The organism is Rhodospirillales bacterium (assembly GCA_016699855.1).
Lineage (GTDB): Bacteria > Pseudomonadota > Alphaproteobacteria > Reyranellales > Reyranellaceae.
Genome location: CP064988.1, coordinates 2178856 through 2205296, shown reverse-complemented (window position 1 = coordinate 2205296; position 26441 = coordinate 2178856). Strand labels below are relative to the sequence as shown.

Here is a 26441-nt window from a genome sequence, read left to right as displayed (position 1 = left end):
CGATCAAAGGTGGTATCCGTCTGACGTCGGATCGATCAAGTAGCCACGGTCGGTAGCCCGACGCCGGCATCATCGCTGATGGGGCGATGCTTTCCGGCGTGATGTAGCGGGCGCGTTGAACGGCCCATTCTTCGTTCTGCTCGATCAGGTGGCGCCGACGAGGCGGCAGAAAAGGCGCAACGGTCAGCGAAGCGATGACAACAGAGCGGCCGCTTCGATCAGATCGGGCGTCTCGAAGCCCTCGGTGAACGCGCCCACAATGGGGGCGAGAAGGTCGTGAGCCTGCTGCCGCTGCCGCCGCCCATCGAGAAGCGCCGCCAGATCGCGCGCCGCGCGAAGTTGCAGCGACAGCGCCTCTTGTTTCCGTGCGATGTCGAGCGCGCGGCGTAGTTCGGCCTCGGCGGTATCCTTTGCGCCGGCATCGGCACGCAGAACGACGGCCGCACCGACCCGGTGGATGTCCGAGGCGAGAGCGACATCCTCGCTGCGCGCCAGGGCTTCGAGGGCCTTCGCCATGGCGTCTGCCGCGGCGTCGTGGCGTCCCTCGTGGGCATAGGCCTCGGCCGCGAACGAGTGATGAAGCGGGTCGAACCTTGCGGCCCCTATGCGCTTCGCTTCGTCGAAGCCCGCCTCGATCTCGGCAATACCGGATGCCTTTCCCTGACGAAACAATGCCGCCCCGAGATGGGTGAGGCCCCAAGCGTGCCAAAGCGCGAGCGACATCTCCTCCGCGACCCGCAGCGCCGCGCGCGCAGCCTCCTCAGCCTGCTCGGGCCTACGCTGCCAGAGGTTGACCAGCGTCGCGGCCATACAGAGCGCTAGGCCGGTCGTGTTCGGATGGTCGGCTTCGCGCGCCCAGGCGAGCGACTTTTCCAATTGCCGCGCCGACTGATCGGCGAACCCGAGATGCCAGAGAGACCAACTCAGGTAGTTGCTCGCCGCGACCCGTGGATCGTGTCCGAAGCGGAACTTCAGATCGAAATGCACCTCGGGCCGGTATAGCGCGAACGACCTCGCGCTGAGCGCGAGCGTCTTGCGGTAGGCCCCGGCATGAAAACTCTCCAGAGCCAGAGCGCGCAGCGAGACCAGACGCGGGCCGTCGTCAGGCTGCGCCTCGGCAATCTCGGCCAGGCGTTCGGCGACTTGCGCCGAGCCGGTCGCCGCGATGTAGCGCCCTGCCCAGAGACCGTAGATCGCGGGGAGTTGGAGCGCGGGGTCGCCGGCCGGGTCTGCGAGTGCCATCGCCCTCTCGAACGCCGCGACCGTGGCTGCGCCCTGGTACCCCTCGCTGGCCATCAGCGCCTGACCGAGTTCGACCTGGATCGCCTGTTCGCGCAACATCCAGCGCGTCTCGGCGCCAAGCGCACCGCAAAGGCGGACGGCCGCTTGAAAATCCGCAATGGCCTCGCGAAAGGCCGGGCGGGTCACCGCTGCGCGCCCGGCCTCTTCCCAGGCATCCAGCGCGACTTCGAGGCGGCCGGCCGCTTCAGCGTGCTGGGCGCGGATCTCGGGCGCCGCGTCCCCGCGCGCGACCATCACGTCGTGCAGTTGTCCGTGCAGCCTCACGCGACGCGCCTTCAACAGGCTTTCATAGGCGGCGTCGCGGACCAGCGCATGCTTGAAGAGATAAGTCGCCTGCCGGCCGCCACCGCGACGGAACACCAGCTCCGCGTCGACGAGACGGTCGAGTGCGTCGGCAAGCTCCGCTTCGGGCAATGGCGACAACGCGGCAAGCGTTTCGTGATCGAAGGCGCGGCCGATGACGGCGGCGGTCTGCGCGACCTCCTTCACGCCGTGCAGACGGTCGAGCCGGGCCATCAGCGAGTCGTGAAGGGTGGCTGGCACCGCGAGCGCACTGAGCGGCCCGTCAAGCTCGTACGCATCGGCGGCCTCGCGCAGCGCGCCGGATTCCACCACCGCCTTGGTCATTTCCTCGACGAAGAGCGGCACGCCGTCGGTCCGCGCGGCGATCTCATCGACCAGCGGCTCGGGCAGCCTGCGCCCGCCGGTGACGCGCACGATGATGGATTGCGTCGCAGCGCGGGCCAGCCGGTTGAGCGTCAGCCGCGTCATGGCCGGATGGCTGGCCAAGGGCGCCTTGAAGGTGGGCCGTGTCGTCACCACGAGCAGCACCCGGCGACCCGCAAGCCTGTCGAGCGCGAGTTCGATCAGCTCCAGAGTCGTCGGGTCGATCCAGTGCACGTCCTCGACCAGCCACAGGACCGGCCGGTGCCGCGCCAGCCCGCCAAGCTGGTCGACCAGGGCGGCGAGAGTGCGGCTGCGGCGTTGCTGTGGCGTCAGCGTCGAGGCGCCGTAGCGCCCGCTGCCGTCGAGTCCGAGCAGCTCGGCGATCAGCGGCGCCGCCGCGGCCGCGCCATCGCCGGCGCCGTGCGCCAGAAGGGTCTCCAATCTATCCAACCGCCTGTCGACGCTCTCGTCAGGCGCGAATCGCGCGGCCTGCGTCAGCTGCTGGATCGCCGGGTAGAGCGCACTGTCGCCGTGATACGGCGAGCACTGGTATCGCAACAGAACGTGCGGCCCGGCCTCGACAGCCGCCACCAGCGCCTCGGCGATCCGCGACTTGCCGATGCCGGCCTCACCGGTCAGCAGGATCGCCTGTCCCTCGCCACCCTCCGCTTGCCGCCACCGCTCAACCAGCAGCGCCAGCTCTTGATCCCGGCCAACGATGGGCGTCAGCGTGTTGCCCTGGCGCGCGGCGAAGCGACTGGCCAGCGTGCGTTCGCCAAGGACTGTAAAAGCCTCGGCAGTGCCGTCGATGCCCTTGAACTCGCGTATCGGCAACGACTCGAGCGCGAAGATATCGCCCAGACGGCGGCGCGTTGCCTCGGCCACGATCACCTGGCCGGGGGCTGCGATCGCTTGAAGCCGTGCGGCGAAGTTCGGGGTGTCGCCGATCACGGCTTCCTCGCGGGCACCACCTTCGCCGACCAGGTCGCCCACCACCACCAGACCGGTCGCGACACCAACCCGGCAGGCCAGCGGCGCACCGCCGCCCTGCAGGCGGCTGACTGCCGCGACGATCGACAGGCCGGCGCGGACCGCACGCTCGGGCTCGTCCTCGTGGGCGCGCGGCCAGCCGAAATAGGCCAGCACGCCGTCGCCCATGAATTTCGCCACGTGCCCCTCGACGCGGGCGATCTCACCCGCGACCGCGTTCTGATAGGCGCGGATCACGCCGCTCATATCCTCGGGATCAAGTCGCGCGGACAGCGCGGTCGAGCTGACGAGGTCGACAAACATCACCGTGAGGTACCGCCGTTCAGCCTCCGACGTCGGCTTCTGTCTCTCCGTCGTGTCGGCACGGTACTGCAGGTCGGCCGCCGCGCTCTGCGGCGCTGCCGATAGCGCCGCAATGGCTTCGAGCAGCTTGCGGCGATGCCCGATCGAAGAAACACCCATCTCGCGCAGATCGTCCGCAGTCAGGCCGGCGGCGACATCCACGTCGATATCGTTCGTGCGGAAGGCGGCCTCGTAGCGGGACAGTCCCAGCGCCGCCAGCCAGTCGCCAATATCCCTCATGCATTCTGCTCCAGTTCGGACGAACTGGCCCGACCTTCGACGCGATACAAACCGGGATTCTCCAGATGACCGCCGATCTCGGCTAAATCTTGGGACGCTTGCGGTCTTTCCGCAAGGCGGAGGCGAGGCGCGAGCGGATACCGGCGTCTTGAGCGGTCAGAAATTTCGCTCGCGGCGCCGATCTGGGCGTTTTCCCTGGCCGTTGGACGCACCGCGCCTGTCGGGCGCTCTTGACCGCATGACGACCGCGCGTCTCATGCCGGCGCCGGATCAGGCGGCGGTCGCAGTTCGGCGATCAGCCGCAGGATGTCGGCGAAAAGCGGACGCGGCACGCGACGTCACCCATTTGGAAGGCGATATAGCGGCCGTGGCTGACGATCCTCGCGCCGATCTTGATCAGCTTCTCGCGCGGCGGGTCATCGACCAGTCGATGATCGGCCCGGGCGTCGTCAGCGTCCGCAGGAAATCGCCGAGGTTGTAAGCCAGCCCATGCGGCCGCGGACGCACCGCGTTGGCGGCGAACATCCTGCACGACAGGCGCGTCCACCGGATCGCGTTGTTGCCTTCTGTGATCCATTGCTCGCAGGGTCCGCGTTTCGTTTAGAAGGCGACGACCCGTTCGGCCGGGCGAGTCATGTTGGTAAAGATGAAGTCGATGCGCGCGAATGTGGGCTACCATATTTGGCGCCCAAGCAACCGCCGCGCCACCGCGCCCCGCGTCCATCGTGGATCACCCCCGGTTTTCGCGGCGAAGACGCATACCGCGTCCCGCCCGGACACCCACACCGTCCGGACAAGACCGCCTACCCCGCCTTGTAGGACCGGTGCGCCGTCCCGCTGTTCGTGGTCGTGGATCGGCGGATTTCACTCCGCACGACCCGTCTAGCTAGCCGCCCCCGCCGTCTTGCAGCGGGTGCTACCGCCGCAGCAGGAACAGCCCCTGCTGTCCGAACAGGTTCGCCATCAACGTGGGGACGGCGATCGGCCGGCCGCCTCGGCCCAGGGCGGTGGCCTGCTCGACCACGACGCCGGCCTCGCGGCACAGGGCGCGGAAATCGTCGATGGTGCAGAGGTGGATGTTGGGCGTGTCGTACCAGCGGTGCGGCAGGGCGGCGTTCTCCGGCATGCGGCCGCCGAACAGGATTCCGAGCCGCACCTGCCAGTGGCCGAAATTCGGGAACGACACGATGGCGCGCTTGCCGACGCGCAGCATCTGCTCCAGCACGTCGCGCGGCTGGCGCGTCGCCTGCAGGGTCTGGCTCAGGATCACGTAGTCGAAGGCGCCGTCGGGGTAGTGGCGCAGATCGGTGTCGGCGTCGCCCTGGATGACGCTCAGGCCGTTGGCGACGCAGGCGTTGACGCCGGCCTGGCTCAGCTCCATGCCGCGCGCGTCGACGCCCTTGGCCCGCGCCAGATGCGCCAGCAGCGCGCCGTCGCCGCAGCCGACGTCGAGCACCCGCGTCCCGGGGCTGACCATGTCGGCGATCAGCCGGAGGTCGACGCGGTTGCCGATGCGGGGTTCGTCCAGCGCCATCGCCGTCAGACCTTCAGCCCGCGGGCGTTGCCGGCGCCCCTGAGAAAGCCCTCGAGGGTGCGGAACAGCTCCGGCTCGTCGAGCAGGAAGGCGTCGTGGCCCTTGTCGGTCTCGACCTCGACGAACGAGACGTTGGCGGCCACGGCGTTGAGCGCGCGCACGATCTCGCGGCTCTCCGGCGTCGGGAACAGCCAGTCGCTGGTGAAGGAGACGAGGCAGAAGCGCGTCGGGCTGCCCTTGAACGCCGCCGCCAGCGAGCCGCCGTGCTCGGCCGCGAGGTCGAAATAATCCATCGCGCGCGTGATGTAGAGATAGGCGTTGGCGTCGAAGCGCTCGACGAACGAGCGGCCCTGGTGGCGCAGGTAGCTCTCGACCTGGAAATCGGCGTCGAAGCCGAAGCCCAGCGCCTGCTTGTCCTGGAGCTGGCGGCCGAACTTGCGCTGCAGCGCGACCTCGCTGAGGTAGGTGATGTGCGCGGTCATCCGGGCCACGGCCAGGCCGCGCGCCGGGCGCGTGCCGTGGGCGTGGTAGTCGCCGCCGTGCCAGTCCGGATCGGCCATGATCGCCTGCCGTCCGACCTCGTGGAAGGCGATGTTCTGCGCGGAGTGCCGCGCCGCCGTGGCGATCGGGATCGCCGAGAACACGCGTTTGGGATAGGCCGAGGCCCATTGCAGCACCTGCATGCCACCCATCGACCCGCCGGTGACGCAGAACAGGCTGTCGATGCCGAGATGGTCGAGCAGGGCGGCCTGCGCACGCACCATGTCGGCGATGGTGACGACGGGGAAGGCGAGGTTGAACGGCTTGCCGTCGGCCGGCGCCAGGTCGAGCGGGCCGGTGCTGCCCATGCAGCCGCCCAGCACGTTGGCGCAGATGATGAAGTACTTGGCCGGATCGAGGATGCGGCCGGCGCCGACCACCGGCTCCCACCAGCCCTCGCGGCCGGTCACGGGATGGGTGTCGGCCACGAATTGATCCAGCGTCAGCGCGTGGCAGATCAGCACCGCGTTGGATTTCTCGGCGTTGAGCGCGCCGTAGGTCTGGTAGGCGACGCGGTGGCCGGGCAGCGTCACGCCGCAATCCAGCTTCAGCGGCCCCAGCGTCACCTGATGGCAGGCCTCCAGCGCCTTGCGCACGGCCGCCGTCGCCACCTGGGCCGCGACGGGCGCGGCGGTGGTCGGTGTCTCGTCGGTCGGTGCGGCGGTGGATTCCATCGGACGGGAGAAGGGGTTGGAGGGGGCGGTTGTATAGGGCGCCGGACAGCGTGATGGAAGCGGCGCCCCTGATCCCCGCCGCGGCTGCCGCGGCGGACCTCCGGGCACCTTCTCCCCCGATGACGGTGGAGAAGGAGCACGGCGGATCTTCCCTTCTCCCCCTGACGAGGGGGAGAAGGTGGCGCGTAGCGCCGGATGAGGGGCTTCGTTTCCGCTGGTGGCGATCCTTCCGGAAGACGGCCGGTAGCTAGGGAGGCACCCCTTGAAGTGTCAATGTTTTCTTTGCGTTCCGGGCCGGTCGCGGCTAGGTGTACGCCTCGTTTTTCCGCCCTGCCCGGACCCCACCGCCGATGACCGCCCCGCTTGACGAATTGCGCCAGCAGATCGACGGCATCGACGACGCCGTGCACGACCTGCTGATGCGCCGCGCCGAGCTGGTCGGCCGCATCGGCGCCGCCAAGGGTGGCGCCGGCGGCCTGGCGCTGCGTCCCGGCCGCGAGGCCAAGGTCATCCGCCGCCTGTTGGGACGGCACGCCGGATCCTTCCCGGCGCCCGCCCTGGTGCGTCTTTGGCGCGAGATCGTCTCGTCCTTCACCTTCCTGCAATGCCCGATCCGGGTCGCGGTCTACCGGCCGGCCGACCAGCCGGGCTACTGGGATCTGGCGCGCGACCATTTCGGGGTGACCATCCCGTTCACGGCGCATGAGAGCCCGGCCCAGGTGCTGGCCGCCGTGCGCGCCGATCCCAACGTGGTCGGCGTGGTGCCGGTGCCGCAGGCCGACGATCCGCGCCCGTGGTGGCCCGGTCTGGCCAGCGGCGATCCGGCGATGCCCAACGTGGTGCAGCGCCTGCCGTTCGTTCCCATGCCCAACGCCCGGGGCGGCGGTCTGGGCGGCTTCGTGCTGGCCCGGCTGGAGGCCGAGGACAGTGGCGAGGACCGCTCGCTGATCCTGGTGGAGACGCACGCCGAGATCAGCCGCGCCCGGGTGAATTCGGCCGCCGCCAAGGCGGGGCTGGGGGCGCCGCTGTCGGCGTGGGATTTCGACCAGCAGGGCGCCCACCACGACCTGCTGGAGGTCGCCGGCTACGTCGGCGACGCCGACCCCCGCCTGGCGGCGCTGGTCGAGGCGCTGGGATCGCCCGGCGCCCGTGTGCTGTCGCTGGGCGCCTACGCCGTGTCGCCGGTTTTGCGCTGATTTTCGTTCAGGAGACGACCCGCATGTCCCGCCCCGAGCCGCGGCCCGGCATCCTGGAGATCGCGCCCTATGTCGGCGGCAAGGACACCGTCGAGGGCCGCGCCAGGGTGATGAAGCTGTCCTCCAACGAGGGCGCGCTGGGGCCCAGCCCGAAGGCGATGGCGGCCTACGCGGCGGCCGCGTCGGAGCTGCACCGCTACCCCGACGGCGGCACCGACAAGCTGCGCGCGGCGCTGGGCGCCCACCACGGGCTGGATCCGGCCCGCATCGTCTGCGGCGCCGGCTCGGACGAGCTCTTGAATCTCCTGGTGCGGGCCTACTGCGGGCCCGGTGACGAGCTGCTGTACAGCGCCCACGGCTTCCTGATGTACCCGCTCAACGCCAAAGGCGTCGGCGCCACGCCCGTGGCGGCGCCGGAGAAGGATTTTCGCACCGACGTGACGGCGATGCTGGCGCGGGTGACGGCGCGCACGAGGATCGTGTGCCTGGCGAATCCGAACAATCCCACGGGCAGCTACGTCACGCGCGACGAGGTCAAGCGGCTGCGCGACGGCCTGCCGCGCTCGACGCTGCTGATCATCGACGCGGCCTACGCCGAGTACGTGGCGCGCAACGACTACGACGCCGGCGTCGATCTCGTGAGGAGCTCCGAGAACGTCGTCATGACGCGCACCTTCTCGAAGATCTACGGGCTGGGCGGGCTGCGTCTGGGCTGGATGTACGGACCGGAGCACGTCGTCGACGTGATGAACCGGCTGCGCCAGCCGTTCAACGTCAACCTCGCGGCCCAGACCGCCGGCGTCGCCGCGCTCGCCGACAAGGCGCACACCGAGGCGGTGCGCGCCAACAACGACGAGTGGCTGCCGTGGCTGACGACCGAGCTCACGAAGCTCGGCCTCGCCGTGCGTCCGAGCGTCGGCAATTTCGTGCTCGTCGGTTTCGGCGCCGCCGAGCGCGCCGCCGCCGCCAACGACGCGATGATGGGCGACGGGCTGATTCCGCGCATGGTCGGCGCCTACGGGCTGGGCGACCATCTACGCATCACCATCGGCAATCCGGAGGAGGTGCGCGCCGTGCGCGACTCGCTGGCGCGCTTCGTCGCGCGGCGCTGACGCCATGGCCGCGAAGAAGAAGACGGCGGCCGCGAAGCGCGCCAAGGCGCCGGCGCGCAAGCCGGCGGCGAGGAAGGCCGCGCCGCGCCGCGTCCGCAAGCCGGCGCCGCTGTTCGACAAGATCGCGCTGATCGGCATCGGCCTGATCGGCTCCTCGATCGCGCAGGTGGTGCGCCGCGAGGGTCTGGCGCGCGAGATCGTCGCCGCCACGCGCAGCAAGGCCACGGCGCGGACCGCCACGCGCATGGGCATCGTCGACCATTGCGGCACCGACATCGCCAAGGCCGTCGAGGGCGCCGACCTCGTCATCGTCTGCACGCCGGTCGGCGCCTGCGGCGCGGCGGCGCGCGCCTTCGGGCCCAGGCTCAAGCCCGGCGCGATCGTGTCCGACGTCGGCTCGGTCAAACAGGCGGTCATCCGCGACATGGCGCCGTTCCTGCCGGCGGGCACGCATTTCGTGCCCGCCCATCCGATCGCCGGCACCGAGCATTCCGGACCCGAGGCCGGCTTCCCCGAGCTGTTCGAGGGCCGCTGGTGCATCCTGACGCCGCTGCCCGGCGTCGATCCGGCGGCGCGCGACAAGCTGGCGGCGTTCTGGCGCCGCTGTGGCAGCATGGTCGAGTTCATGGCGCCGGACTGGCACGACAAGGTGCTGGGCATCGTCTCGCACCTGCCGCACCTCATCGCCTACACCATCGTCGGCACCGCCGACGACATGGCGGGCGAGCGCCGCTCGGAGGTGATCAAGTTCGCCGCCGGCGGTTTCCGCGACTTCACGCGCATCGCCGCCTCCGATCCGACGATGTGGCGCGACGTGTTCCTCACCAACCGCGAGGCGGTGCTCGAGATCCTCGGCCGCTTCCAGGAGGATCTGTTCTACCTGCAGCGCGCGATCCGCTGGGGCGAGGGCGACAAGCTGTTCGACCTGTTCAGCCGCACCCGCTCGATCCGCCGCGCGCTGATCGGCATGAAGCAGGCGTGAGCGGCGGCGTCGGACCCGAAAACGCCGCATTTCGCCGTCACGACCTGAGTGTAGTCCGCCTAAGGAGGGCATCGCCGATGATCTCCCGCCTCGTTCCGCTCGCAGCCCTCGGCCTGTGCGCCGCCCTCGCGGGCGCCACGGCCCAGACGCCGCCCAAACCCGCGACGCCGCCGACCAGCGCGCCGATGATCACGCCGGGCGCGCGCACCGAGCCGCCGGTGCCGGCGCCCGCCACCACGGCTCCTGCGGCGCCGGCCGCGACCGCCGCGCCCACGCCGGTGCCGCCGACCCAGCTCCAGGCCGAGTTCGCCGTGGCCGTCGGCGACACGGTGATGTTCAACTACCAGTCCAAGGACCTGACGCTGCGGTCGTTGAAGATCCTCGACAACCAGGCCGTCTGGCTGAAGGGCCGCGCCGATCTGAAGATCACGGTCGAGGCCTATTGCGACGACGATCTCGAGGGCGCCAAGGCGCGCGAGTTCTGCCTGTCGCGCGGCCGCGAGGTGCGCGACTACCTCGTGAAGCAGGGCGTCGCGGCCGAGCGCATCACCGTGGTGGCGTTCGAGGACGCGCCGGCGCCGCGCCGCGCCGCGAAGGCGGAGGCCAAGCCCGACGCGAAACCCGACCCCAAGAAGGCCGGCAAGAGCGAGAAGGCGCGTAAGGGCAACCGCCGGGCCGTCACCCGCGTGACGGCCTGACCACGCCGCCGATGGACGTCCCGAGGGCCGCCGCGCGCCGGCCCGGCTACCCCGCCTCGAGCGTGGCCCCGGTCGCCGCGCGGCCGGGCTGGGTGTTCGCCTACGGTTCGCTGATGTGGAACCCGGGCTTCGCCACGACGGAGACCATGGGCGCGCGCCTGGCCGGTTGGCACCGCGCCTTCTGCATCCGGTCGGAGCACTACCGCGGCACGCCCGAGGCGCCCGGCCTGATCCTCGGCCTGCTGCCCGGCGGCACCTGCCGCGGCATGGTCCACCGCCTGCCGCGCGACGGCCACGACGCCGTCCGCCGCTATCTCTGGGACCGCGAGATCCTCAACGACGGCGTCTATGTCGAGACCGTGCGGCCGGTGACCCTGGCCGGTGGCGCGCGGGTCGAGGCGCTGGTCTACCTCGCCAACCGCGACCATCGGCAATACGCCGGCAAGCTGCCGCACGCCGACGCCGCGCCGCTGATCCGCCGCGGCGTCGGCGCCACCGGCAGCAACCTCGACTACCTCGCCAACACCGTCGAGCGCCTCGACGCGCTGGGCTTCCACGAGCCGTCGCTGCGCGCCCTGCTCGCCGCCGCGCGGCTTCCATCGGAAACCGCCGCGCCGTAGCTTCCCGCGCCACCCGATCCGGAGCGTCCGCGATGTCCACGATCACGTCGATCACCGAGCTGGAGGCGCTCTACGGCGCGCCGGGGGAGGCCTCGACCGTGAAGGAGGTCGACTGGATCACGCCGCAGTACCGCGCCTACATCGAGGCCGCGCCGTTCGTGTCGCTGGCGACGGCGGGCCCGGAGGGATTGGATTGCTCGCCGCGCGGCGACCAGCGCGGCTTCGTGCGCGTGCGCGACGAGAAGACCCTGCTGATGCCCGACCGGCGGGGCAACAACCGCATCGACTCGCTGCGCAACATCGTGCGCGACCCCAGGGTCGCGCTGCTGTTCCTGATCCCCGGCGTCGGCAACACGCTGCGCGTCAACGGCCGCGCGGTCCTCAGCGCCGAGCCGGCGCTGCTGGAGTCGTTCGCGGTCGACGGCAAGGCGCCCCGCTCGGTGATCGTGCTGACGGTCGACGCGGTCTATTTCCAGTGCGCCCGCGCGCTGGTCCGCTCGGAGCTGTGGAATCCCGCCCGCCACGTCGCGCCATCGAGCCTGCCCAGCGCCGGCCAGATCCTCGCCGCGCTCAGCCAGGACCGCGTCGGCGGCGCCACCTACGACGCCGAGTGGCCGGAACGGGCGCGCAAGACGATGTGGTGAGCGGCCGGCTGGCGCGCCGCTCCTCCATGGCATAATATGCCAACGCTGTTTCATTCGGGGAGCGGGCGATGCCGACGCGGAATGTCGTCCTGACGCAACGTCAAGCCGATTTGGTAGACGAGCTTGTGTCGTCGGGGCGCTATCAGAACGCCAGCGAGGTGCTGCGCGACGGGCTGCGCATGGTCGAGAGCCGCGACGCAGAGGAGCGCGCGAAACTCAAGGCGCTCCGCGAGGCCGCGAAGATCGGCATCGCCGACATGGAGGCGGGCAGGTACCGGAGCTTCAATACGCCGGCGGCTCTGCGCGCGCATGTCGAGAATCTCGCGAAGGAAGTGATAGCGCGGCGGCGCAGAGGCGTCTGAGCGCCGTGGCCGGCGCTTGGGAGGTCCGCCTCTCGAGGGCGGCGGAGGCCGATCTCCAGAATGTCTACGGCTGGACGGCCGACCGTTTCGGCGACGCGCAAACGGCGATCTATTCCCGGATAGTGTCCGGCGCGCTCGCGGCGCTGGCCGATGGGCCGCGAACGCCGGGCGCGCGGCGGCGCGACGATGTCGGCGCCGGCCTGTTCACCATGCACGCGTCCGGGCGTGGACGGCGCGCGCGCCATCTCTTCCTCTTCCGGCTTGGTCGACACGACGGTGACCGGATCGTGGAGGTGCCGCGGGTCCTTCACGATTCGATGGATCTTCCGCGGCATGTGCCGCCCATGGACGAGGGCTGACACCCGGTCGGCGGATGGCGAGGACGCCGATGGGGCAATCGGCGCACGACGACTTCGATGCCGGCGTTCTATGATCAGGACCATGACCGATCCCGCCGCCTCCCGCCGCCGCTTCCTGCGCTACGTCGCGGCCAGCCCGCTGCTGGCCGGCGCGCCGGCGGCGGCGCAGACCGCCGCGCCGTCGCGCCTGCCCGACCCGATGATCTGGGCGCCGCGCGGGCTCGAGGCGGTGATCGACGATCCGTCGAAGGCGCTGAACGTGTTCGACTTCGAGCCGGCGATGCGCCGCGCCGTGCCGCCGGCGCATTTTGGCTACATGGCGACCGGCGTCGACGACGAGGCGACGTTGCGCGCCAACCGCTCGGCCTTCGCGGAGTTCCAGCTGCGGCCGCGCCGCATGGTCGATGTCGGCCGCGTCGACATGAAGGTCGAGCTGTTCGGCGCCACCTACGCCAGCCCCGTGGCGCTGGCGCCGACCGGCAGCAACCGCGCCTTCCACGACGAGGGCGAGATCGCGGTCGCCAAGGCGGCGCGCCGCGGCGACCATCTGCAGATGCTGTCGACGGTGGCGACCAGCTCGGTCGAGGACGTCAACGCCGCGCGCGGCCGGGCGGTGTGGTTCCAGCTCTATCCGACCGACGACTGGAAGGTCGGTTCCGCGATCGCCAAGCGCGCCGAGCGGGCGGGCTGCGGCGTCATCGTGCTGACCGTCGACGTGCTGGCGCGGCAGAACTGGGAGACCTACCAGCGCATGTGGCGCACCGATCCGCGCAGTTGCGGCGAATGCCACGGCGTGGACCTGCGCGCCTTCGTCAGGCGCAAGCCGATGTTCGACGGAATCGACGTCGGCGGCCTGCGCTCGACCGGCGCGCTGACGCTGACCTGGGATTCGGTGAAGCGCCTGCGCGACGCGGTGTCGGCGAAGATCGTGCTCAAGGGCATCCTCACCGGCGAGGACGCGCGGCTGGCGGTCGAGCACGGCGTCGACGGCATCATCGTGTCCAACCATGGCGGCCGCGGCGAGGATGCCGGCCGCTCGACCATCGAGACGCTGCCGGAGGTGGTCGCCGCGGTCGGCGGGCGCGTGCCGGTGCTGGTCGATAGCGGCTTCCGCCGCGGCGCCGACATCGTCAAGGCGCTGGCGCTGGGGGCGCGGGCGGTGTGCGTCGGCCGCCCCTACCTGTGGGGTCTGGGCGCCTTCGGCCAGCCCGGCGTCGAGGCGGTATTGTCGATCCTGCGGCGCGAGACCTTGGCGACCATGCAGCAGATGGGCGCGCCGTCGGTCCGCGACCTCGTGCCGGCGATGGTGACGCGCGGCTGAGGAATCACGTCACGCTTTCGAAGGAGTCGACCATGTCCGCAGCCACGCGCGCGCTCGCCGCGTCCCTCGTCGCCCTCGCCGCGGTGGCGCCCGCCGCGTCCATCGCGCAGGAGGCGACCTACGCCGTGAGGCAGCTGACGCCGGAGACGGCGTTGAAGCTGGCGCGCGCCACGCTGGAGGCCTGCCGCAAGGAGGGCTTCCAGGTCGCCGTGGCCGTGACCGACCGCGCCGGGGTGGCGCAGGTGCTGCTGCGCGACCGCTTCGCCGGGCCGCACACCGTGACCACGGCGGTCGACAAGGCGTGGACCGCGATCTCGTTCCGCCAGGACACGCTGGCCTTCGCGCGCGCCACGGCGGACCCGGCGCAGTCCGGCGTGCGTCACCTGCCGCGCGTCGTGGCGGTCGGCGGCGGGGTGCCGGTCGAGGCCGGCGGCGCCACGCTCGGCGCGGTCGGCGTCTCCGGCGCCCCCGGCGGCGAGGCCGACGACCGCTGCGCCCGCAAGGGCATCGAGGCGGTGCGCGAGGAGCTGGAGTTCTAGCGTCGTCGTCGCGCGACTTGTCCGCATACAACTCCGCCGCTGACTCGTGATCGACGGACCCTTAGTCTGCGCGCCGTCCCGCCCTCCGGAGTGCCGCGCATGCTTCCCGCCCAGCGCCATCTGTTCGATATCCCGCGCGAGGTCTGCTACCTCAACGCCGCGTCGTGGAGCCCGCTGCCGCTGGCGGTGCAGGAGGCCGGCCGCGCCGGCGTCGCGCGCAAGGGCCGGCCATGGGAGCTGGCGGGCGATCTCGCGGGCACGACGCACGAGCGCGCGCGGCGCGCCGCCGCCGCGCTGATCGGCGCCGATCCGGCCGACGTCGCGCTGGTGTCGTCGGTCGGCTACGGCGTCGCGACAGCCGGCAAGATCCTGAAGGTGCCGGCCGGCTCGCGCGTGCTGACCCTGGCCGACGACCACACCTCGCCGATGCTGGAGTGGATGTCGCGCGCCGAGGCCGGCGGCTTCACGGTCGAGAGCGTCGCGCGCGCGGCCGACGGCGACTGGACCGCGGCGGTGCTGGCGGCGGTGTCGCGGCCGGGCGCCGCGCCGCTGGCGCTGGCGTCGATCTCCTCGGTGCACTGGTCCGATGGCGGCGCGGTCGATCTGGCCCGCGTCGCCGCCGCGGTGAAGGCCGCCGGCGCGATGCTGCTGGTCGACGCCACGCACGACGCCGGCGTGCGCCGGCTGGACATGCGCGCGCTCGATCCCGACGTGCTGATCTTCCCGACCTACAAATGGGTGCTGGGTCCCTACGGCCGCGCCTTCGTCTACGTCGCCAAGCGGCACCAGGACGGCGTGCCGCTGGAGCAGACCGCGTTCGGCCGCCGCCGCGTCGTGGCCGAGGACGAGGTCTATCTCAGCGACACGCGCTACGTGGAGGGCGCGCGGCGCTACGACATGGGCGAGCGCGACCATTTCATCGGCATGGAGATGGCGGCGGTCGGCATGGAGATGATGGCCGGCTGGGGCAACGACGCCATCGTGGCGCGGCTCGCGATGCTGACGGCGCGGCTCGAGGACGGGTTGCGCGCCAGCGGCGGCGTGGCGCGCGGGCAGGTCCGCCTGCCGCCGCAGGGCACGCGGGCGCCGCATATCCTCAGTCTCGAGTTCCCCGGCGGCATGCCGGCCGATCTGGTGCCGCGGCTGGCGGCGGCGCAGGTCTACGCCGCGCCGCGGCTGGGCCGCCTGCGGCTGAGCCCGCATGTCTACAACGACGAGGCCGATGTCGACCGCTTCGTCGAGGTGTTCACCAAGGCGATGGCCGCGTAGCTACCGCTGTCGAACGGATACGGGCGGCCCGCGGGCCGCCCGTCGCTTTTCGAGCGAGGGCCGCGCGCCTCAAAGGTTCTTGCCGAGGAACGCGAGCGTGCGCTCCCACGCGAGGTTGGCCGAGGCGGTGTCGTAGTTCTGTTCGCTGCGCTCGTTGCTGAAGCCGTGGTTGGCCTCGTAGAAATGGATGTCCGGCGACTGGCCGGCGCCCTTCATGGCCTTCTCCAGCGCCTGCGCCGCCGCAGGCGTGCACCAGTCGTCGCGGTTGGCGAAGTGGCCCTGGAACGGGATCTTGATCTTCGCCGGATCGGCGAAATCGGCCGGCGGGATGCCGTAGTAGCAGACCGCCGCCGACAGGCCGGGCACGTGCACCGCCGACGCCACCGTCAGCGCGCCGCCCATGCAGTAGCCCATCACGCCGACCTTGCCGCCGAGGCCCTTGAGGTGGGCGGCGGCGCCGGCGATGTCCTGGTGGGTGGCGCCGGGGAAGTCGAGGCCGGTCATCAGGTGGTTGGCCTCGTCCGGCTTCTGCGTGACGCGGCCCTTGTAGAGGTCGGGCGCCAGCGCGTTGAAGCCGGCGCGCGCGAAGCGGTCGGCGGCGCCCATGATCTGGTCGTTCAGGCCCCACCATTCCTGGATGACGATGATGCCGGGCTTGCCCTGTCCGGCCATCGCCAGATAGCCGCGGTTCGCGCCGCCGTCCGGCCGCTTGTACTCGATCATCGAACCCATGTGTTTCCTCCGTCGGGGTTGGCGGCGGCGATTTGAGCGCGGGCGGGCGCCGGGGGCAAGCGCGGGCGCATGCCGAACAACGGACGCAGGATATCGACCCTGCGCACGACGAATTCGTACAGCAGCCACGTGCCGGCGAAGGTGATGAACGCGGCTAGCGCGAACTTGACGCCGACCGGCAGGCCGCTGCGCACCAGCCAGTGGACGGCGACCACCGTCACGGTCTGATGCAGGATGTAGAAGGGATAGACCGCCTCGGTGGCGCGCGCGAGGAAGGCCGGCCGCGCCGTCAGATGGCGGCGCGCGAAGCCGATGATCGCGAACAGCCACGCCACGGTGTCGAGATTGCCCAGCGCCGTGAACAGCGCGCGGTCCTCCGGCGCGATGCGCGGCCGCACCGTGCCGGCGAGGAACGTCTGATGGAGGATGGCGTAGACCGCGACGCCAATGGCCAACGCCACCCAGCGCCACTTCTCCAGCGCCGCCAGCAGATCGTCGCTGCGGAAGAGCAGCGCGCCATAGAGCAGCAGCGTGCCGTGCCACGCCAGCCCGACCCAGTCGCCGACCAGCCCGTTCGGGTTGCTGGACACCGGCGCCAGCCAGAGCTGGATCGCAATCAGCGGCAGCGGCACCAGCCAGTGCAGGTGGTGGCGCGCGACGACGCTGGACGCGGCGTCGAGCCGCGCCGCGCCGGCCGGCGTGCGGGCCCACAGGAAGCACGGCAGCAGCAGCGCCGTCAGGACCAGCACGTAGGCGAGGAACCAGAGGTGGTGCCAGCTCAGGTTGCCGGCCGGATAGACGCCGGTGAAGGCCTGCGGCAGCCACTCCACGAACGAGCCGGCGAACTGGCCACGGTGGACCCGCTCGGCGTAGACCTGCGGCGGCACGATCACGGCCATGCCGAAGACCAGCGGCAGCAGCAGCCGCCGGGCGCGGTCGGCGGCGAAACCGCCGATCGTGCGGCGGCCCAGCGCCAGCGCGATGGCGGCGCCGGACACCACGAACACCAGGGGCATGCGCCAGCGGTTGGTGAAGCGCATGGCCTCGCGCAGCCAGACGGGGCTCTCGGCGTCCTCGATGTGCCAGCTCCAGCCCGAGAAGGCCATGCCGGCGTGGTAGAGGATCAGCAGGCCGAAGGCGAGCACGCGCAGCCAGTCGAGGTCGGCGCGGCGGTCGGGCGGGGTGGCGGCGGTCACGGTCGGGCTCCATCGCGGGATGTCGATGGGGCCGGTTTGCCGTTTCCGGCCGGCGCCTTGGGGTGGAATGTGACGACCGGCGGCGCCGGTGGGACGAACGGCGGCCCGGCGGGACGACCGGCGCTCAGCTCCGGACCGGTACCAGCGCTTCGAACCGGGCGCGGAAGCGGCGGCTGAGGCTGACCTCGGCGCCGTCGTCCATGCGGATGCGCCAGTCGCCGTTGACCCAAGGCTCGACCTCGCGCACCCGCCCGATATTGACCATGTACGATTTGTGCACCCGGACGAACTTCGCGGGGTCGAGCTCGGTCTCCAGCCGCGTGAGAGTCGCGCGCAGCTCGTAGGTCTCGGCGCCGACATGCAGGACGGCGTAGTTGCCGGAGGCCTCGACCCAGCCGATGTCCGCGACCGCGACCAGGATCTCCTTGCCGCGCCGGCGTACGGCGAAGCGCTCCGGCCGGGCGGGCGGCGCGGGCGTCGGCACGGATTCCGGCGCCGGTTCCCGCGTCGCCACGGCAGGCGCGGCCGCGGGTGGCGCGAACGCGGCCGGGGTCATGCCGAAGAGATGGTCGAACAGCACGATCACGCCGCCGAAGATGGCGTAGGTCGGCACGTCCTTGAGGTACTCGTACAGGAACCGGTCGACCCCGAGGTCGAGGAGATAGGGCCGCCCGCCCCACGCGCCCAGGATCAGCCAGCGCGCCACCATCATGACCGCGACGTGGACGACGCAGAACGGGATGGTCGCGGCGATGTGGATCGCGGCGCGGCGCCATGACGGCGGCAGCAACGACCAGCGCCGGTGGACCCAGTAGACCGCCGGCAGCATCGCGGCCAAGGTCAGGTGGCTGGTGACTTCCAAGGTCGCGGCCCAGGCCAGATCGAAGCCCAGCCCGGCGCGCTCGGCGTCGAGCAGCAGCGTGCGCGTGCGGAACGCGGCCGATAGCGCCAGCGCCACGCCCCACGCGGCCCATAGCCGCCAATCCGTCGCCCGCGCCATGGGCCGCGGCGGATCGGTCGGAAGGGAGGGGGGCGCCGGCGTGTCCATGATCGTGCGGCGCGCAGTGTAGCGGGCCGCCGCGCCGCGCGGAAACGTCAGGTCTTCGCCGCCGCCGCGCGCAGCCAGTCGATCAGCGGCGCCCAGCAGCGTTTCGCCGCGCCGCTGCCGACCATCATGCCGATATGGCCCAGCGGCAGGTCGAGCCGCGTGGCGCCGGGCACGCCGTCGGGCCCGGCCAGCGCGGCGGCCGACAGCGGCGGCACGATGCGGTCCTGCGTCGGCACCACCACAAGCGTCGGCACCGCGAGCTCGCGTGGCCGCACCACCACCCCGCCGATCGTCCAGCCGCCGGTCGCCGGCCGGTTCTCGCCATACCAGCCCACGAGGCAGTCGCGCGTCATCGGGCCGGGCAGCGGCGCGCCCTCGTTGAGCCAGTCCTCCAGCAGCACGAAGTCGCGCGCCTGGTCGCCGGCGGGATCGAGCGCGGCGAAGCGCAGGAATTTGTTCACCACCAGCCAAGGGTCGAGCGACCAGAACAGCGTCTGGATGACGTCGACCGGCAGCTCGCCGGCGCGGTCCGCTAGCTCGGCCAGCATCGGCCCCATCGTGATCAGCATGCCGTGGCTGGCGCGGTCGGCGTGGAAATCCCACGGCGCCGCCAGCGCCACCAGCGCCGACACGCCGCGCGGGCGGATGGCGGCCAGACCGACCGCCAGCGTGCCGCCCATGCAGTAGCCCAGCACCGGCAGCGCGGCACGGCCGTGACGGGCGGCGATCGCGTCGAGCCCGCGGCCCAGCCGCTCGACGCACGCGGCGGTGTCGAGCTTCCGATCGGCGTCGTCGGGTGTGCCCCAGTCGACGATGTACGGGCGGAAGCCGGCGGCGGCCAGCGCGCGCGCGAAGCTGCGGCCCGGCGCCAGATCGAGCACCTGCCAGCCGTTGATCAGCGACGGCACCAGCAGGATCGGCGTCGCGTCGTCGGCGACCGCGACGCCGGCGGCGCCGCCGACATCGCGCAGCACGGTCCGGCCCTCGCGCCAGATCGCCGGCGGATCGTCGAGCGCGCGCCGCGCGGGATGGTCGCGATAGGCCAGCACGCCGGCCGCCAGCCGGTCGAGCCGGTGGAAGATCTGCCGGCGCAGCGCGGCGCGGAACGGATCGTCGTCGCCGGCGGAGTCCGCCGCGCCGGCGCGCGCGCGGGCGGCCTCGATCTCGGCGCGCAGACCGGCCAGCGCCGCCGCCGGATCGTCGGCGCCGGTCGCGTCAGGTCTCGGCGGCGGGCTTGCGTTTGACGGGGCTGCGACGCTTGGGCCGGGCGGCGGCGCCGATGGCGGCGACCCGGTCCTCGAGTCCCCGGAGCTGCCGTTCGACAGCTTCCAGCCGAGCTCGGAGCTCCCCCAGCTCTGCAGCGCCGTCAGCAGATGCAGCGGCAGCGGACGCGGGCCGACCCTGGCCGGCGGCGTCTGGGTCGGGGGTGGCGGCATGGGCCCTCCGCGCGGCGTCGAAAGCGGCCGTCATGCTGGCGTTGGTGGTGGCCAGCAGCCGGGTCAGCGTCTCGGTGAGCTGGCGATCCGACGACAGCGCCGAGAGCTGGCCCTGCCACAGGTCGAGGTAACGTTTCGCCAGCGGGTCGAAGTCGGGATCGTCGGCCATGCCGCACTATACCGCGATCCATGCTGCGCAGCATGGAATCGGGTGGAAATCTTGTCGCGGCGCACAACGGGCTTGTCGCTCTGCCGGCCGGGCGTTAGCTTGACGCGTTGTGCGGCGCGGCGGCTGCGACGCAACCAAAGGGCGGGAACGACACCATGGCGAACGCGACGGATACGACCGCGGGTGCGAAATCGGCGCCGGTGGTGATCAAGAAGTACGCCAACCGCCGGCTCTACAACACCTCGACGTCGATGTACGTCACGCTCGAGCATCTCGCGCAGATGGTGAAGGACAAGACCGATTTCGTGGTCTACGACGCGCGCAGCGGCGACGACATCACCCGCTCGGTGCTGACCCAGATCATCTTCGACGAGGAGAACAAGGGCGGCCAGACCCTGCTGCCGATCCCGTTCCTGCGCCAGTTGATCTCGTTCTACGGCGACAACCTGCAGGGCCTCGTGCCGCAGTATCTCGAGATGTCGATGCAGACCTTCTCGCGCAACCAGGAGCGCATGCGCGAGGCGATGCAGGGCGCGTTCGGCTTCAACCCGTTCGCGCAGATGGAGCAGCAGACGCGCCAGAGCATGGCGATGTTCGAGCAGGCCATGAAGGTGTTCAACCCGTTCATGGCGATGCCCGGCGTGGCCGCCACGACGGCGGCCGCCGCGGCGCGCGACCCCGAGCCGGCGCCGGTCGCGCCGATGGCCCCGCCGCCGCCGGTCCCGCCCGGCGGCGAGACGCAGGCGCTGGAGGAATTGCGCCGCAAGCTCGAGGAGCTGCAGGGCCAGCTCAGCCAGCTTGCCGTGAAGCGCGACACCTAGTCCGCCGGCCGACGCGGCGATTCCGGCCGTGACCGACCCGTCGCCACCGCCGCCCCGCCGCCGGCCGATCGTGTCGCCATGCGTCGCGGTGTGCGTGATCGATCCCGCCGCCGGCTACTGCCGCGGCTGCAAACGCACCATCGACGAGATCGCGCGCTGGGTGACGATGGGCGACGACGCCCGCGAACGCGTGCTGGCCGAGCTCCCGTCGCGGCCCGACCCGGTGGCGCCGGTGCCGTCTTAGCCGCGCGCATCTCTCCGACGATCCTCCGAAGAATAGATTTTCGAGTGTGTACCTCTATCGTACCGCGTGGACGGACGTAGACTCCTAGCTGCCATCCTAGGCAGAGGTGCGCAGCGCAGCAGTTAAGCGATCTGTTTTGTGGACGCCTGTACTCACGGTGCCCGTCGTTAGCTAGACAGCTACCGTTCGGGTCATGATGACCACGCATGAGGCGTCAACTTCTGAGAGAAAAGATGAAAGCTGCCGTCTGGTGCCGGCATTTTGTAGGCGATTGTGTTGACGCGATAATTCCGATTCTTCGCGATGAAGTTTGTCACCCATGGAAATGGTGCTGAGTAGAAAACGATATCCTCGGCACACCTAACAAGCAGCCGATTGATTGATAGGACCTCCTGCTTGGAGATTTTTCGGTGCGACCGGGAAAATCGACTGAATGAGAAGTCTTTGTCTCCCCGTCTAAATCCAATATCTGGGTGAATACGTACGGCGATGTATGGAGCCAAAGGGACGACTCTATTCACTACCCGTGGGTCCGCCGATTGCTCGATGCCAATTGGAAAGTCGCTGGTGAAGAAGGGGCTATCGAGACAGTCGTTGATCAATATCTCCCAGTGGCTGTTGCCAAAAATGTTGGCGATTTCGACGATCTGACCGACTCCGTTCGCCTGCACGAACTTCGGGTCTATAGAAATTTTGACAACCCCTTCTTGAACCAGCTGTGTGAGCGTCTTGTTCCCTAGAGCGGCGGGAGCCCTTTGAAGGGCGCCGCGCCTGTCTAAGATTGCTGCCGTGTGCTCCACCATGGTTCTTGGCATTGCAACGTTTGTTCGTAGGACGGTGGGTGAGCAGGTGAGGATGTACGCCGTGAACCCAGAGATCGCGAGGATGCAATCGACATCGATTTCATCGGATATCAGGTTGCCAATGGCGGCGTTGTATTTTGGCTCTACGTATTCTCGGAGGAATTCCTCGACTATCCGTTCATTCTCAAGGAATGGCGTCGTGCTGCCGTTTTCGATCCGACACACGTCCTGCGACCTGCACGGGAACACCTTGAGGTCAGACTTCTTCATCGCGTGCATCATCCCGCCGCCTAAGGAGGCGGAGTAGAATTTCTTAAGGTGCACCTGTGATACGTAGTGGTCGAGCGGCATATCGAGGCGTTGGTGTTATTTGTGATGCCAACATTTTGGTTTAATGGGCGCTCGCCTGCAAGCTCGTGGCCGCTTGTGACCTTGGCGGGCGGCGAGGTCCTTCGCCGGCGCTCAGGACGACGCAGAATTAGTACTCCAGCCGATGTGAGGGCATGGCCGTCGCCTCTCTTGCCAGAAATTTCTAATTCAAAGTAGAATTTCGCCAACGAGGGCTTCAATCGGGGAGGGGCCGGTGGTGGAGTCGGTCGAACGGCGGCGCGCGGCGCTGGCGGCGCGGTATCCGGTCTGGACGCCGACGACGATGGACGTCCGGCTGGCCGACGCGGTGGCGGCCTACGCCGCGCGGCCCTACGTGCTGACCGACGACACCGCGATGACATACGCCGAGGTGTCGGCGCGGGCCGAGCGGCTGGCGCGCGGGCTGCGGGCGATGGGCGTGCGGCCGGGCGACCGCGTGGCGATGGTGATGGCCAACCATCCGGAGTTCGTGCCGATCGCCTACGCGGTGTGGCGGCTGGGCGCGGCGCTGATCCCCGTCAACTTCCTGTTCAAGGCCGAGGAGCTGGCCTACGTCGTCGGCCAGTCGGAATGCCGTCTGGTGGTCACCATGGCGTCGTTCCGCGGCCTCGACTATCTCGCGTCGTTCGACGAGATCGCGCCGGGCTGGGCCGCCGGCCGGTTCGACCGCTTCCCGAAGCTGTCGGGGATCGTCGTGACCGAGGATTCCGGCCGCCCCGGCGTCACGACGCTGGCGGATGTCGAGGCGCGCGGCGCCGCCGACTCGTCGCCGCTGCCGCCCAGTCCGGCGCGGCCCGACGACGCGGCTGTCGTGATGTACACGTCGGGCACGACCGGTCTGCCCAAGGGCGTGATCCAGACGCACGACAACCTCGCGCGGTCGGGCTACGGCGGCGCCTACGGGCTGGCGTTCGAGGACGGCCGCCGCATCCTCACGGCGCTGCCGCTCTATCACGCCTTCGCGCTGGTCCAGGGCATGGTGGCGGCGATCTTCGTCGGCGGCGCGCTGATTCCGCAGCTCACCTTCGACGCGGCCACGACCTTCGCCGGCGTGCAGCGCCACCGCGCCAGCTACCTGATGATGGTGCCGACGATGAGCGTGGCGCTGCTCGAGCATCCCGACATCGATAGCTACGATCTCTCCTCGTTGATCGCCGTGCTGGCCGCCGCCGCGCCGACGCCGGTGTGGGTGTGGCAGAAGCTGCGCGACCGCCTCGGCTTCAAGGAGGTGTTCACCGGCTACGGCATGACGGAGATGACGTCGGCCACCACCTTCACGCTGCCCGACGACGAGCTGTCGATGGTCGCGACCACGGTGGGCACGCCGGTCGACGCGGGAGTCGCCGGCATGCCGGAGCGCGGCGGTCTGATCGCCGAGTACAAGACCGTCGATCCCATGACCGGCGAGGATCTGCCGCAGGGCGCCGAGGGCGAGCTGTGCGGCCGCGGACCGGTCGCGACCACCGGCTACTTCGCCAAGCCGACGGAGACGGCGGCGCTGATCCTGCCGGGCGGCTGGGTGAGGTCGGGCGATCTTGGCCGGATCCGCCCGGACGGCTACCTCGAGCTCACCGGTCGCTCGAAGGAACTCTACAAATCCGGCGGGGAGCTGGTGTCGCCGAAGGAGGTCGAGGAGCTGCTGACCGGCCATCCCGCCGTCGGCCAGGCCTTCGTCATCGGCGTGCCCGACGACCGCTGGGGCGAGATCGGCTGCGCCTGCGTCGTGCTGTCGCCCGGCGGGTCGACCACCGAGGCCGAGCTGATCGAGCTGGCGCGCGGGCGGCTGGCGAAGTTCAAGGTGCCGAAACACGTGCTGTTCCTGACGACCGCCGAGTTGCCGACGACGCCGACCGGCAAGGTCCAGAAATTCCGCCTCGTCGAGATCGCCAGGCGCGAACTGGGGCGGGTCTGACGACCCCTCATCCGGCGCTGCGCGCCACCTTCTCCCCCGATGACGGGGGAGAAGGGAGGTTTGATATGGCGCCTTCCCTCCTTGCCCGCGCGAGGCGGGAGATTGAGTGTCGAAGAGATCTTCCTTCTCCCCTGACGAGGGGGAGAAGGTGCCCCGAAGGGGCGGATGAGGGGCTTCGTCGCGGTCACGCGGTGCGGGCGCGGAGGGGAGGAATTGAATCGATGACACTCCCGTCGGCGCGATTCAACGACAAGGTCGCGGTCGTGCTGGGCGGCACGTCGGGTATCGGGCTCGCGGCGGCCCGGCGGCTCCATGACGAGGGCGCGCGCGTCGTGATCGCGGCGCGGCGGTCCGATGTCGGCGCCGCCGCCGCGGCGTCCTTCGCGTCCGACCGCGCGGTGTTCCACGCCGCCGACGTCGTCGATCGCGGCTCGCTCGACGCGCTCTACGCGGCGGCCGTTGACCGCTTCGATCGCCTCGATGTGGTGGTGAACAGCGCCGGCGTCGCCGCGTTCGGTCCGGCCGGTGCGCTGGCGCCCAAGCACTGGCGCCGCCTGATCGACATCAACCTCACGGGCGTGTTCGAGTCGTGCCAGGCGGCGCTGCCGCATCTGCGCGCCACCATCGCCTCGGGCCGCGCTGAGGGCGCCGCGATCGTGAACGTGGCGTCGGTCGCCGCCATGGCGGGCGACCGCGGCATGCCCGCGTACAACGCGGCCAAGGCCGGCGCGCTGAACTTCACCCGTAGCTTCGCGCTGGAGCTGGCGTCGGAGCGAATCCGCGTCAACGCCGTGTCGCCCGGCGCCATCGACACGCCGCTGGCGGCCGCCACGGCCGGGGACCCGCGCATCGCCGCCGCGTTCGCCGACGCGATTCCCGTCGGGCGCTACGGCCGGCCGGAGGAGGTCGCCGCCGCCATCGCGTTCCTCGCCGCCGACGAGGCTGGCTTCGTGACCGGCGCCAACCTCGTCGTCGACGGCGGCGTCACGGCCGCGACCGGCCATCCCGATCTCGTGCGGCTGTTCGCGCCGCGGTGACGCGAGCGGATCGATCATGCCCCGCCGTCATCCCGAGCGCGGCGAGGGACACGGGCGCCGACCTTGGATGCCTCGCCGCGCTCGGGATGACGGCGGGGTCGGGGCGCCGATAGCATTCTAAACCGCGTTAGATTATCGTCCCCCGCACGTACGGCATGGGAGATGAATGGATGAAAGCGCTTGTGGTCGGCGGCACCGGGCCGACGGGGCCGTTCATCGTCGACGGGTTGCGCCGGCGCGGCTACGCGGTGACGATCTTCCATCGCGGCGCGCACGAGATCCCGGAGATCCCCGACGATGTCGAGCACATCCACGGCGATCCGCATTTCGCCGAGACCATCGACGCGGCGCTGGCCGGCCGCGAGTTCGATCTGGTGGTCGCGACCTACGGCCGCGTGCGCCTGCTGGCGGCGGCGCTGGCGGGACGCGCCGGCCGGTTCATCGGCATCGGCGGCTACGCCGCCTACCGCGGCTGGATCGATCCGCACGCGCTGTCGCCGGCGGGCATGTCCAGCCCCGTGCCCGAGGACGCGCCGGTGGTCGCCAGCGAGACCGAGCAGCGCTTCGGCTGGCTGATCGCGCAGACCGAGCAGGCCGTGCTGCGGGCGCACCCCGGCGGCACGGTGTTCCGCTATCCCTACGTCTACGGGCCGTATCAGCTTCGGCCGCGCGAGTGGTCGGTGATCCGCCGCGTGCTCGACGGGCGCCGCCAGATCGTGCTGCCGCATTTCGGCATGCACCTCTCGACGCACGGCTGGGCCGGCAACCTGGCGCACGCCGTGCTGCTGGCCGTCGACCAGCCCGCCACGGCCGCCGGCAAGATCTACAATTGCGGCGACCTCGAGCAGCTCACCCTGGCGCAGATCGTCGAGGTCATCGCCGCCGAGCTGAAGCGCGAGGTCGAGATCGTGCCGGTGCCCTACGAGGTCGCGGGCGCGCAGCGGCGCATGGTGCTGAGCCCGCTCGGGCACCAGCTCCTCGACCTGACGCGCATCCGCACGGAGCTGGGCTACCGCGACGTTTTGGGCGTGCGCGACGCGCTGGCGCGCACCGTGCGCTGGTACGTCGAGCATCCGCCGGAACCGGGCGGCGACGTCGAGCGCGCGCTGGGCGATCCGTTCGACTACGCCGCCGAGGACCGGCTGATCGCGGCGTGGCGGCGGGGCGCGGAGCTGATGCGCGCCGCGGCGACCGAGGCGGTCGACGCCAACTGGCATCCCTACGCCCATCCGCGCGAGGCCGGCGCGGAGCGCGACCAGCGCGGGCGGTAGCGCGCCGCGGGTT

General features: G+C 70.6%; 25 protein-coding genes. 16 read left to right on the top strand and 9 right to left on the bottom strand.

Going from position 1 to position 26441, the window contains the following annotated elements; all coding sequences use genetic code 11:
- Nucleotides 1-183: 183 nt before the first annotated feature.
- From IPK81_10290 to IPK81_10275, 4 genes are all read right to left on the bottom strand, one after another.
- A complete protein-coding gene (locus IPK81_10290; protein QQS14510.1) occupies nucleotides 184-3540 on the bottom strand; it encodes an AAA family ATPase in 3357 nt (1118 codons plus the stop codon).
- Nucleotides 3541-3936: 396 nt separating this feature from the next.
- Nucleotides 3937-4113, bottom strand: a complete 177-nt coding sequence (locus IPK81_10285; GenBank protein QQS15043.1) for a hypothetical protein — start codon at nucleotides 4111-4113, stop codon at nucleotides 3937-3939.
- Nucleotides 4114-4456: 343 nt separating this feature from the next.
- Nucleotides 4457-5074 (bottom strand): methionine biosynthesis protein MetW, encoded by a 618-nt coding sequence (gene metW, locus IPK81_10280; GenBank protein QQS14509.1) that lies wholly within the window; start codon nucleotides 5072-5074, stop codon nucleotides 4457-4459.
- Nucleotides 5075-5079: 5 nt separating this feature from the next.
- Complete coding sequence (locus IPK81_10275) at nucleotides 5080-6288, bottom strand: homoserine O-acetyltransferase (protein QQS14508.1); 1209 nt, start codon at nucleotides 6286-6288, stop codon at nucleotides 5080-5082.
- Nucleotides 6289-6638: 350 nt separating this feature from the next.
- Here IPK81_10275 and IPK81_10270 point away from each other — a divergent pair, with 350 nt between their 5' ends.
- From IPK81_10270 to IPK81_10220, 11 genes are all read left to right on the top strand, one after another.
- Entirely contained in the window at nucleotides 6639-7484 is an 846-nt protein-coding gene (locus tag IPK81_10270; protein ID QQS14507.1) for a chorismate mutase, read from the top strand.
- A 23-nt stretch (nucleotides 7485-7507) separates the two neighbouring features.
- Entirely contained in the window at nucleotides 7508-8596 is a 1089-nt protein-coding gene (locus tag IPK81_10265; GenBank protein QQS14506.1) for a histidinol-phosphate transaminase, read from the top strand.
- Between the two features lie 4 nt (nucleotides 8597-8600).
- Nucleotides 8601-9578, top strand: coding sequence for a prephenate/arogenate dehydrogenase family protein (locus IPK81_10260; GenBank protein QQS14505.1), 978 nt, complete (start codon nucleotides 8601-8603; stop codon nucleotides 9576-9578).
- Between the two features lie 77 nt (nucleotides 9579-9655).
- Nucleotides 9656-10276 (top strand): OmpA family protein, encoded by a 621-nt coding sequence (locus IPK81_10255; protein ID QQS14504.1) that lies wholly within the window; start codon nucleotides 9656-9658, stop codon nucleotides 10274-10276.
- A gap of 11 nt (nucleotides 10277-10287) precedes the next feature.
- Nucleotides 10288-10896, top strand: a complete 609-nt coding sequence (locus IPK81_10250; GenBank protein QQS14503.1) for a gamma-glutamylcyclotransferase — start codon at nucleotides 10288-10290, stop codon at nucleotides 10894-10896.
- 32 nt (nucleotides 10897-10928) lie between these two features.
- Complete coding sequence (locus tag IPK81_10245) at nucleotides 10929-11540, top strand: pyridoxamine 5'-phosphate oxidase family protein (protein ID QQS14502.1); 612 nt, start codon at nucleotides 10929-10931, stop codon at nucleotides 11538-11540.
- A 68-nt stretch (nucleotides 11541-11608) separates the two neighbouring features.
- The gene (locus IPK81_10240) at nucleotides 11609-11902 is read left to right on the top strand and encodes a type II toxin-antitoxin system ParD family antitoxin (protein QQS14501.1); all 294 of its coding nucleotides are present in this window, start codon (nucleotides 11609-11611) and stop codon (nucleotides 11900-11902) included.
- Between the two features lie 5 nt (nucleotides 11903-11907).
- On the top strand, nucleotides 11908-12261 hold the full coding sequence (locus IPK81_10235; protein ID QQS14500.1) for a type II toxin-antitoxin system RelE/ParE family toxin: 354 nt from the start codon (nucleotides 11908-11910) through the stop codon (nucleotides 12259-12261).
- Between the two features lie 82 nt (nucleotides 12262-12343).
- The gene (locus tag IPK81_10230; protein QQS14499.1) at nucleotides 12344-13582 is read left to right on the top strand and encodes an alpha-hydroxy-acid oxidizing protein; all 1239 of its coding nucleotides are present in this window, start codon (nucleotides 12344-12346) and stop codon (nucleotides 13580-13582) included.
- Nucleotides 13583-13614: 32 nt separating this feature from the next.
- Entirely contained in the window at nucleotides 13615-14121 is a 507-nt protein-coding gene (locus tag IPK81_10225) for a heme-binding protein (protein QQS14498.1), read from the top strand.
- Nucleotides 14122-14220: 99 nt separating this feature from the next.
- Nucleotides 14221-15390 (top strand): aminotransferase class V-fold PLP-dependent enzyme, encoded by a 1170-nt coding sequence (locus IPK81_10220; protein QQS14497.1) that lies wholly within the window; start codon nucleotides 14221-14223, stop codon nucleotides 15388-15390.
- A 69-nt stretch (nucleotides 15391-15459) separates the two neighbouring features.
- Here IPK81_10220 and IPK81_10215 read toward each other — a convergent pair whose 3' ends face one another.
- The 4 genes from IPK81_10215 to IPK81_10200 form a co-directional block, all read right to left on the bottom strand.
- Nucleotides 15460-16122, bottom strand: coding sequence for a dienelactone hydrolase family protein (locus tag IPK81_10215; protein ID QQS14496.1), 663 nt, complete (start codon nucleotides 16120-16122; stop codon nucleotides 15460-15462).
- On the bottom strand, nucleotides 16110-17318 hold the full coding sequence (locus tag IPK81_10210) for an acyltransferase family protein (GenBank protein ID QQS14495.1): 1209 nt from the start codon (nucleotides 17316-17318) through the stop codon (nucleotides 16110-16112). Before IPK81_10210 ends, IPK81_10215 begins: the two co-directional genes overlap by 13 nt.
- A 124-nt stretch (nucleotides 17319-17442) precedes the next feature.
- Nucleotides 17443-18318 carry a LytTR family transcriptional regulator gene (locus IPK81_10205; protein QQS14494.1) on the bottom strand — a complete coding sequence of 292 codons (876 nt, stop codon included), beginning with the start codon at nucleotides 18316-18318 and terminating at the stop codon, nucleotides 17443-17445.
- Between the two features lie 95 nt (nucleotides 18319-18413).
- The gene (locus IPK81_10200) at nucleotides 18414-19802 is read right to left on the bottom strand and encodes an alpha/beta fold hydrolase (GenBank protein QQS14493.1); all 1389 of its coding nucleotides are present in this window, start codon (nucleotides 19800-19802) and stop codon (nucleotides 18414-18416) included.
- Between the two features lie 324 nt (nucleotides 19803-20126).
- Between IPK81_10200 and phaR the strand changes: the two genes are divergently transcribed.
- Nucleotides 20127-20792, top strand: coding sequence for a polyhydroxyalkanoate synthesis repressor PhaR (gene phaR, locus IPK81_10195; GenBank protein ID QQS14492.1), 666 nt, complete (start codon nucleotides 20127-20129; stop codon nucleotides 20790-20792).
- Between the two features lie 28 nt (nucleotides 20793-20820).
- Nucleotides 20821-21036 carry a DUF1289 domain-containing protein gene (locus IPK81_10190; GenBank protein ID QQS14491.1) on the top strand — a complete coding sequence of 72 codons (216 nt, stop codon included), beginning with the start codon at nucleotides 20821-20823 and terminating at the stop codon, nucleotides 21034-21036.
- A 191-nt stretch (nucleotides 21037-21227) separates the two neighbouring features.
- Here the strand turns inward: IPK81_10190 and IPK81_10185 are convergent, their stop codons facing one another.
- Nucleotides 21228-22190: a DUF4238 domain-containing protein gene (locus tag IPK81_10185; protein ID QQS14490.1), complete on the bottom strand. Its 963-nt coding sequence runs from the start codon at nucleotides 22188-22190 to the stop codon at nucleotides 21228-21230.
- Nucleotides 22191-22422: 232 nt separating this feature from the next.
- On the opposite strand from IPK81_10185, the gene IPK81_10180 reads away from it, so the two are divergent.
- The 3 genes from IPK81_10180 (at nucleotide 22423) to IPK81_10170 (ending at nucleotide 26428) form a co-directional block, all read left to right on the top strand.
- Entirely contained in the window at nucleotides 22423-24120 is a 1698-nt protein-coding gene (locus IPK81_10180) for an acyl--CoA ligase (GenBank protein QQS14489.1), read from the top strand.
- 221 nt (nucleotides 24121-24341) lie between these two features.
- Nucleotides 24342-25157, top strand: coding sequence for an SDR family oxidoreductase (locus IPK81_10175; protein QQS14488.1), 816 nt, complete (start codon nucleotides 24342-24344; stop codon nucleotides 25155-25157).
- Nucleotides 25158-25327: 170 nt separating this feature from the next.
- On the top strand, nucleotides 25328-26428 hold the full coding sequence (locus IPK81_10170) for an NAD-dependent epimerase/dehydratase family protein (GenBank protein QQS14487.1): 1101 nt from the start codon (nucleotides 25328-25330) through the stop codon (nucleotides 26426-26428).
- The last annotated feature ends 13 nt before the right edge of the window (nucleotides 26429-26441 follow it).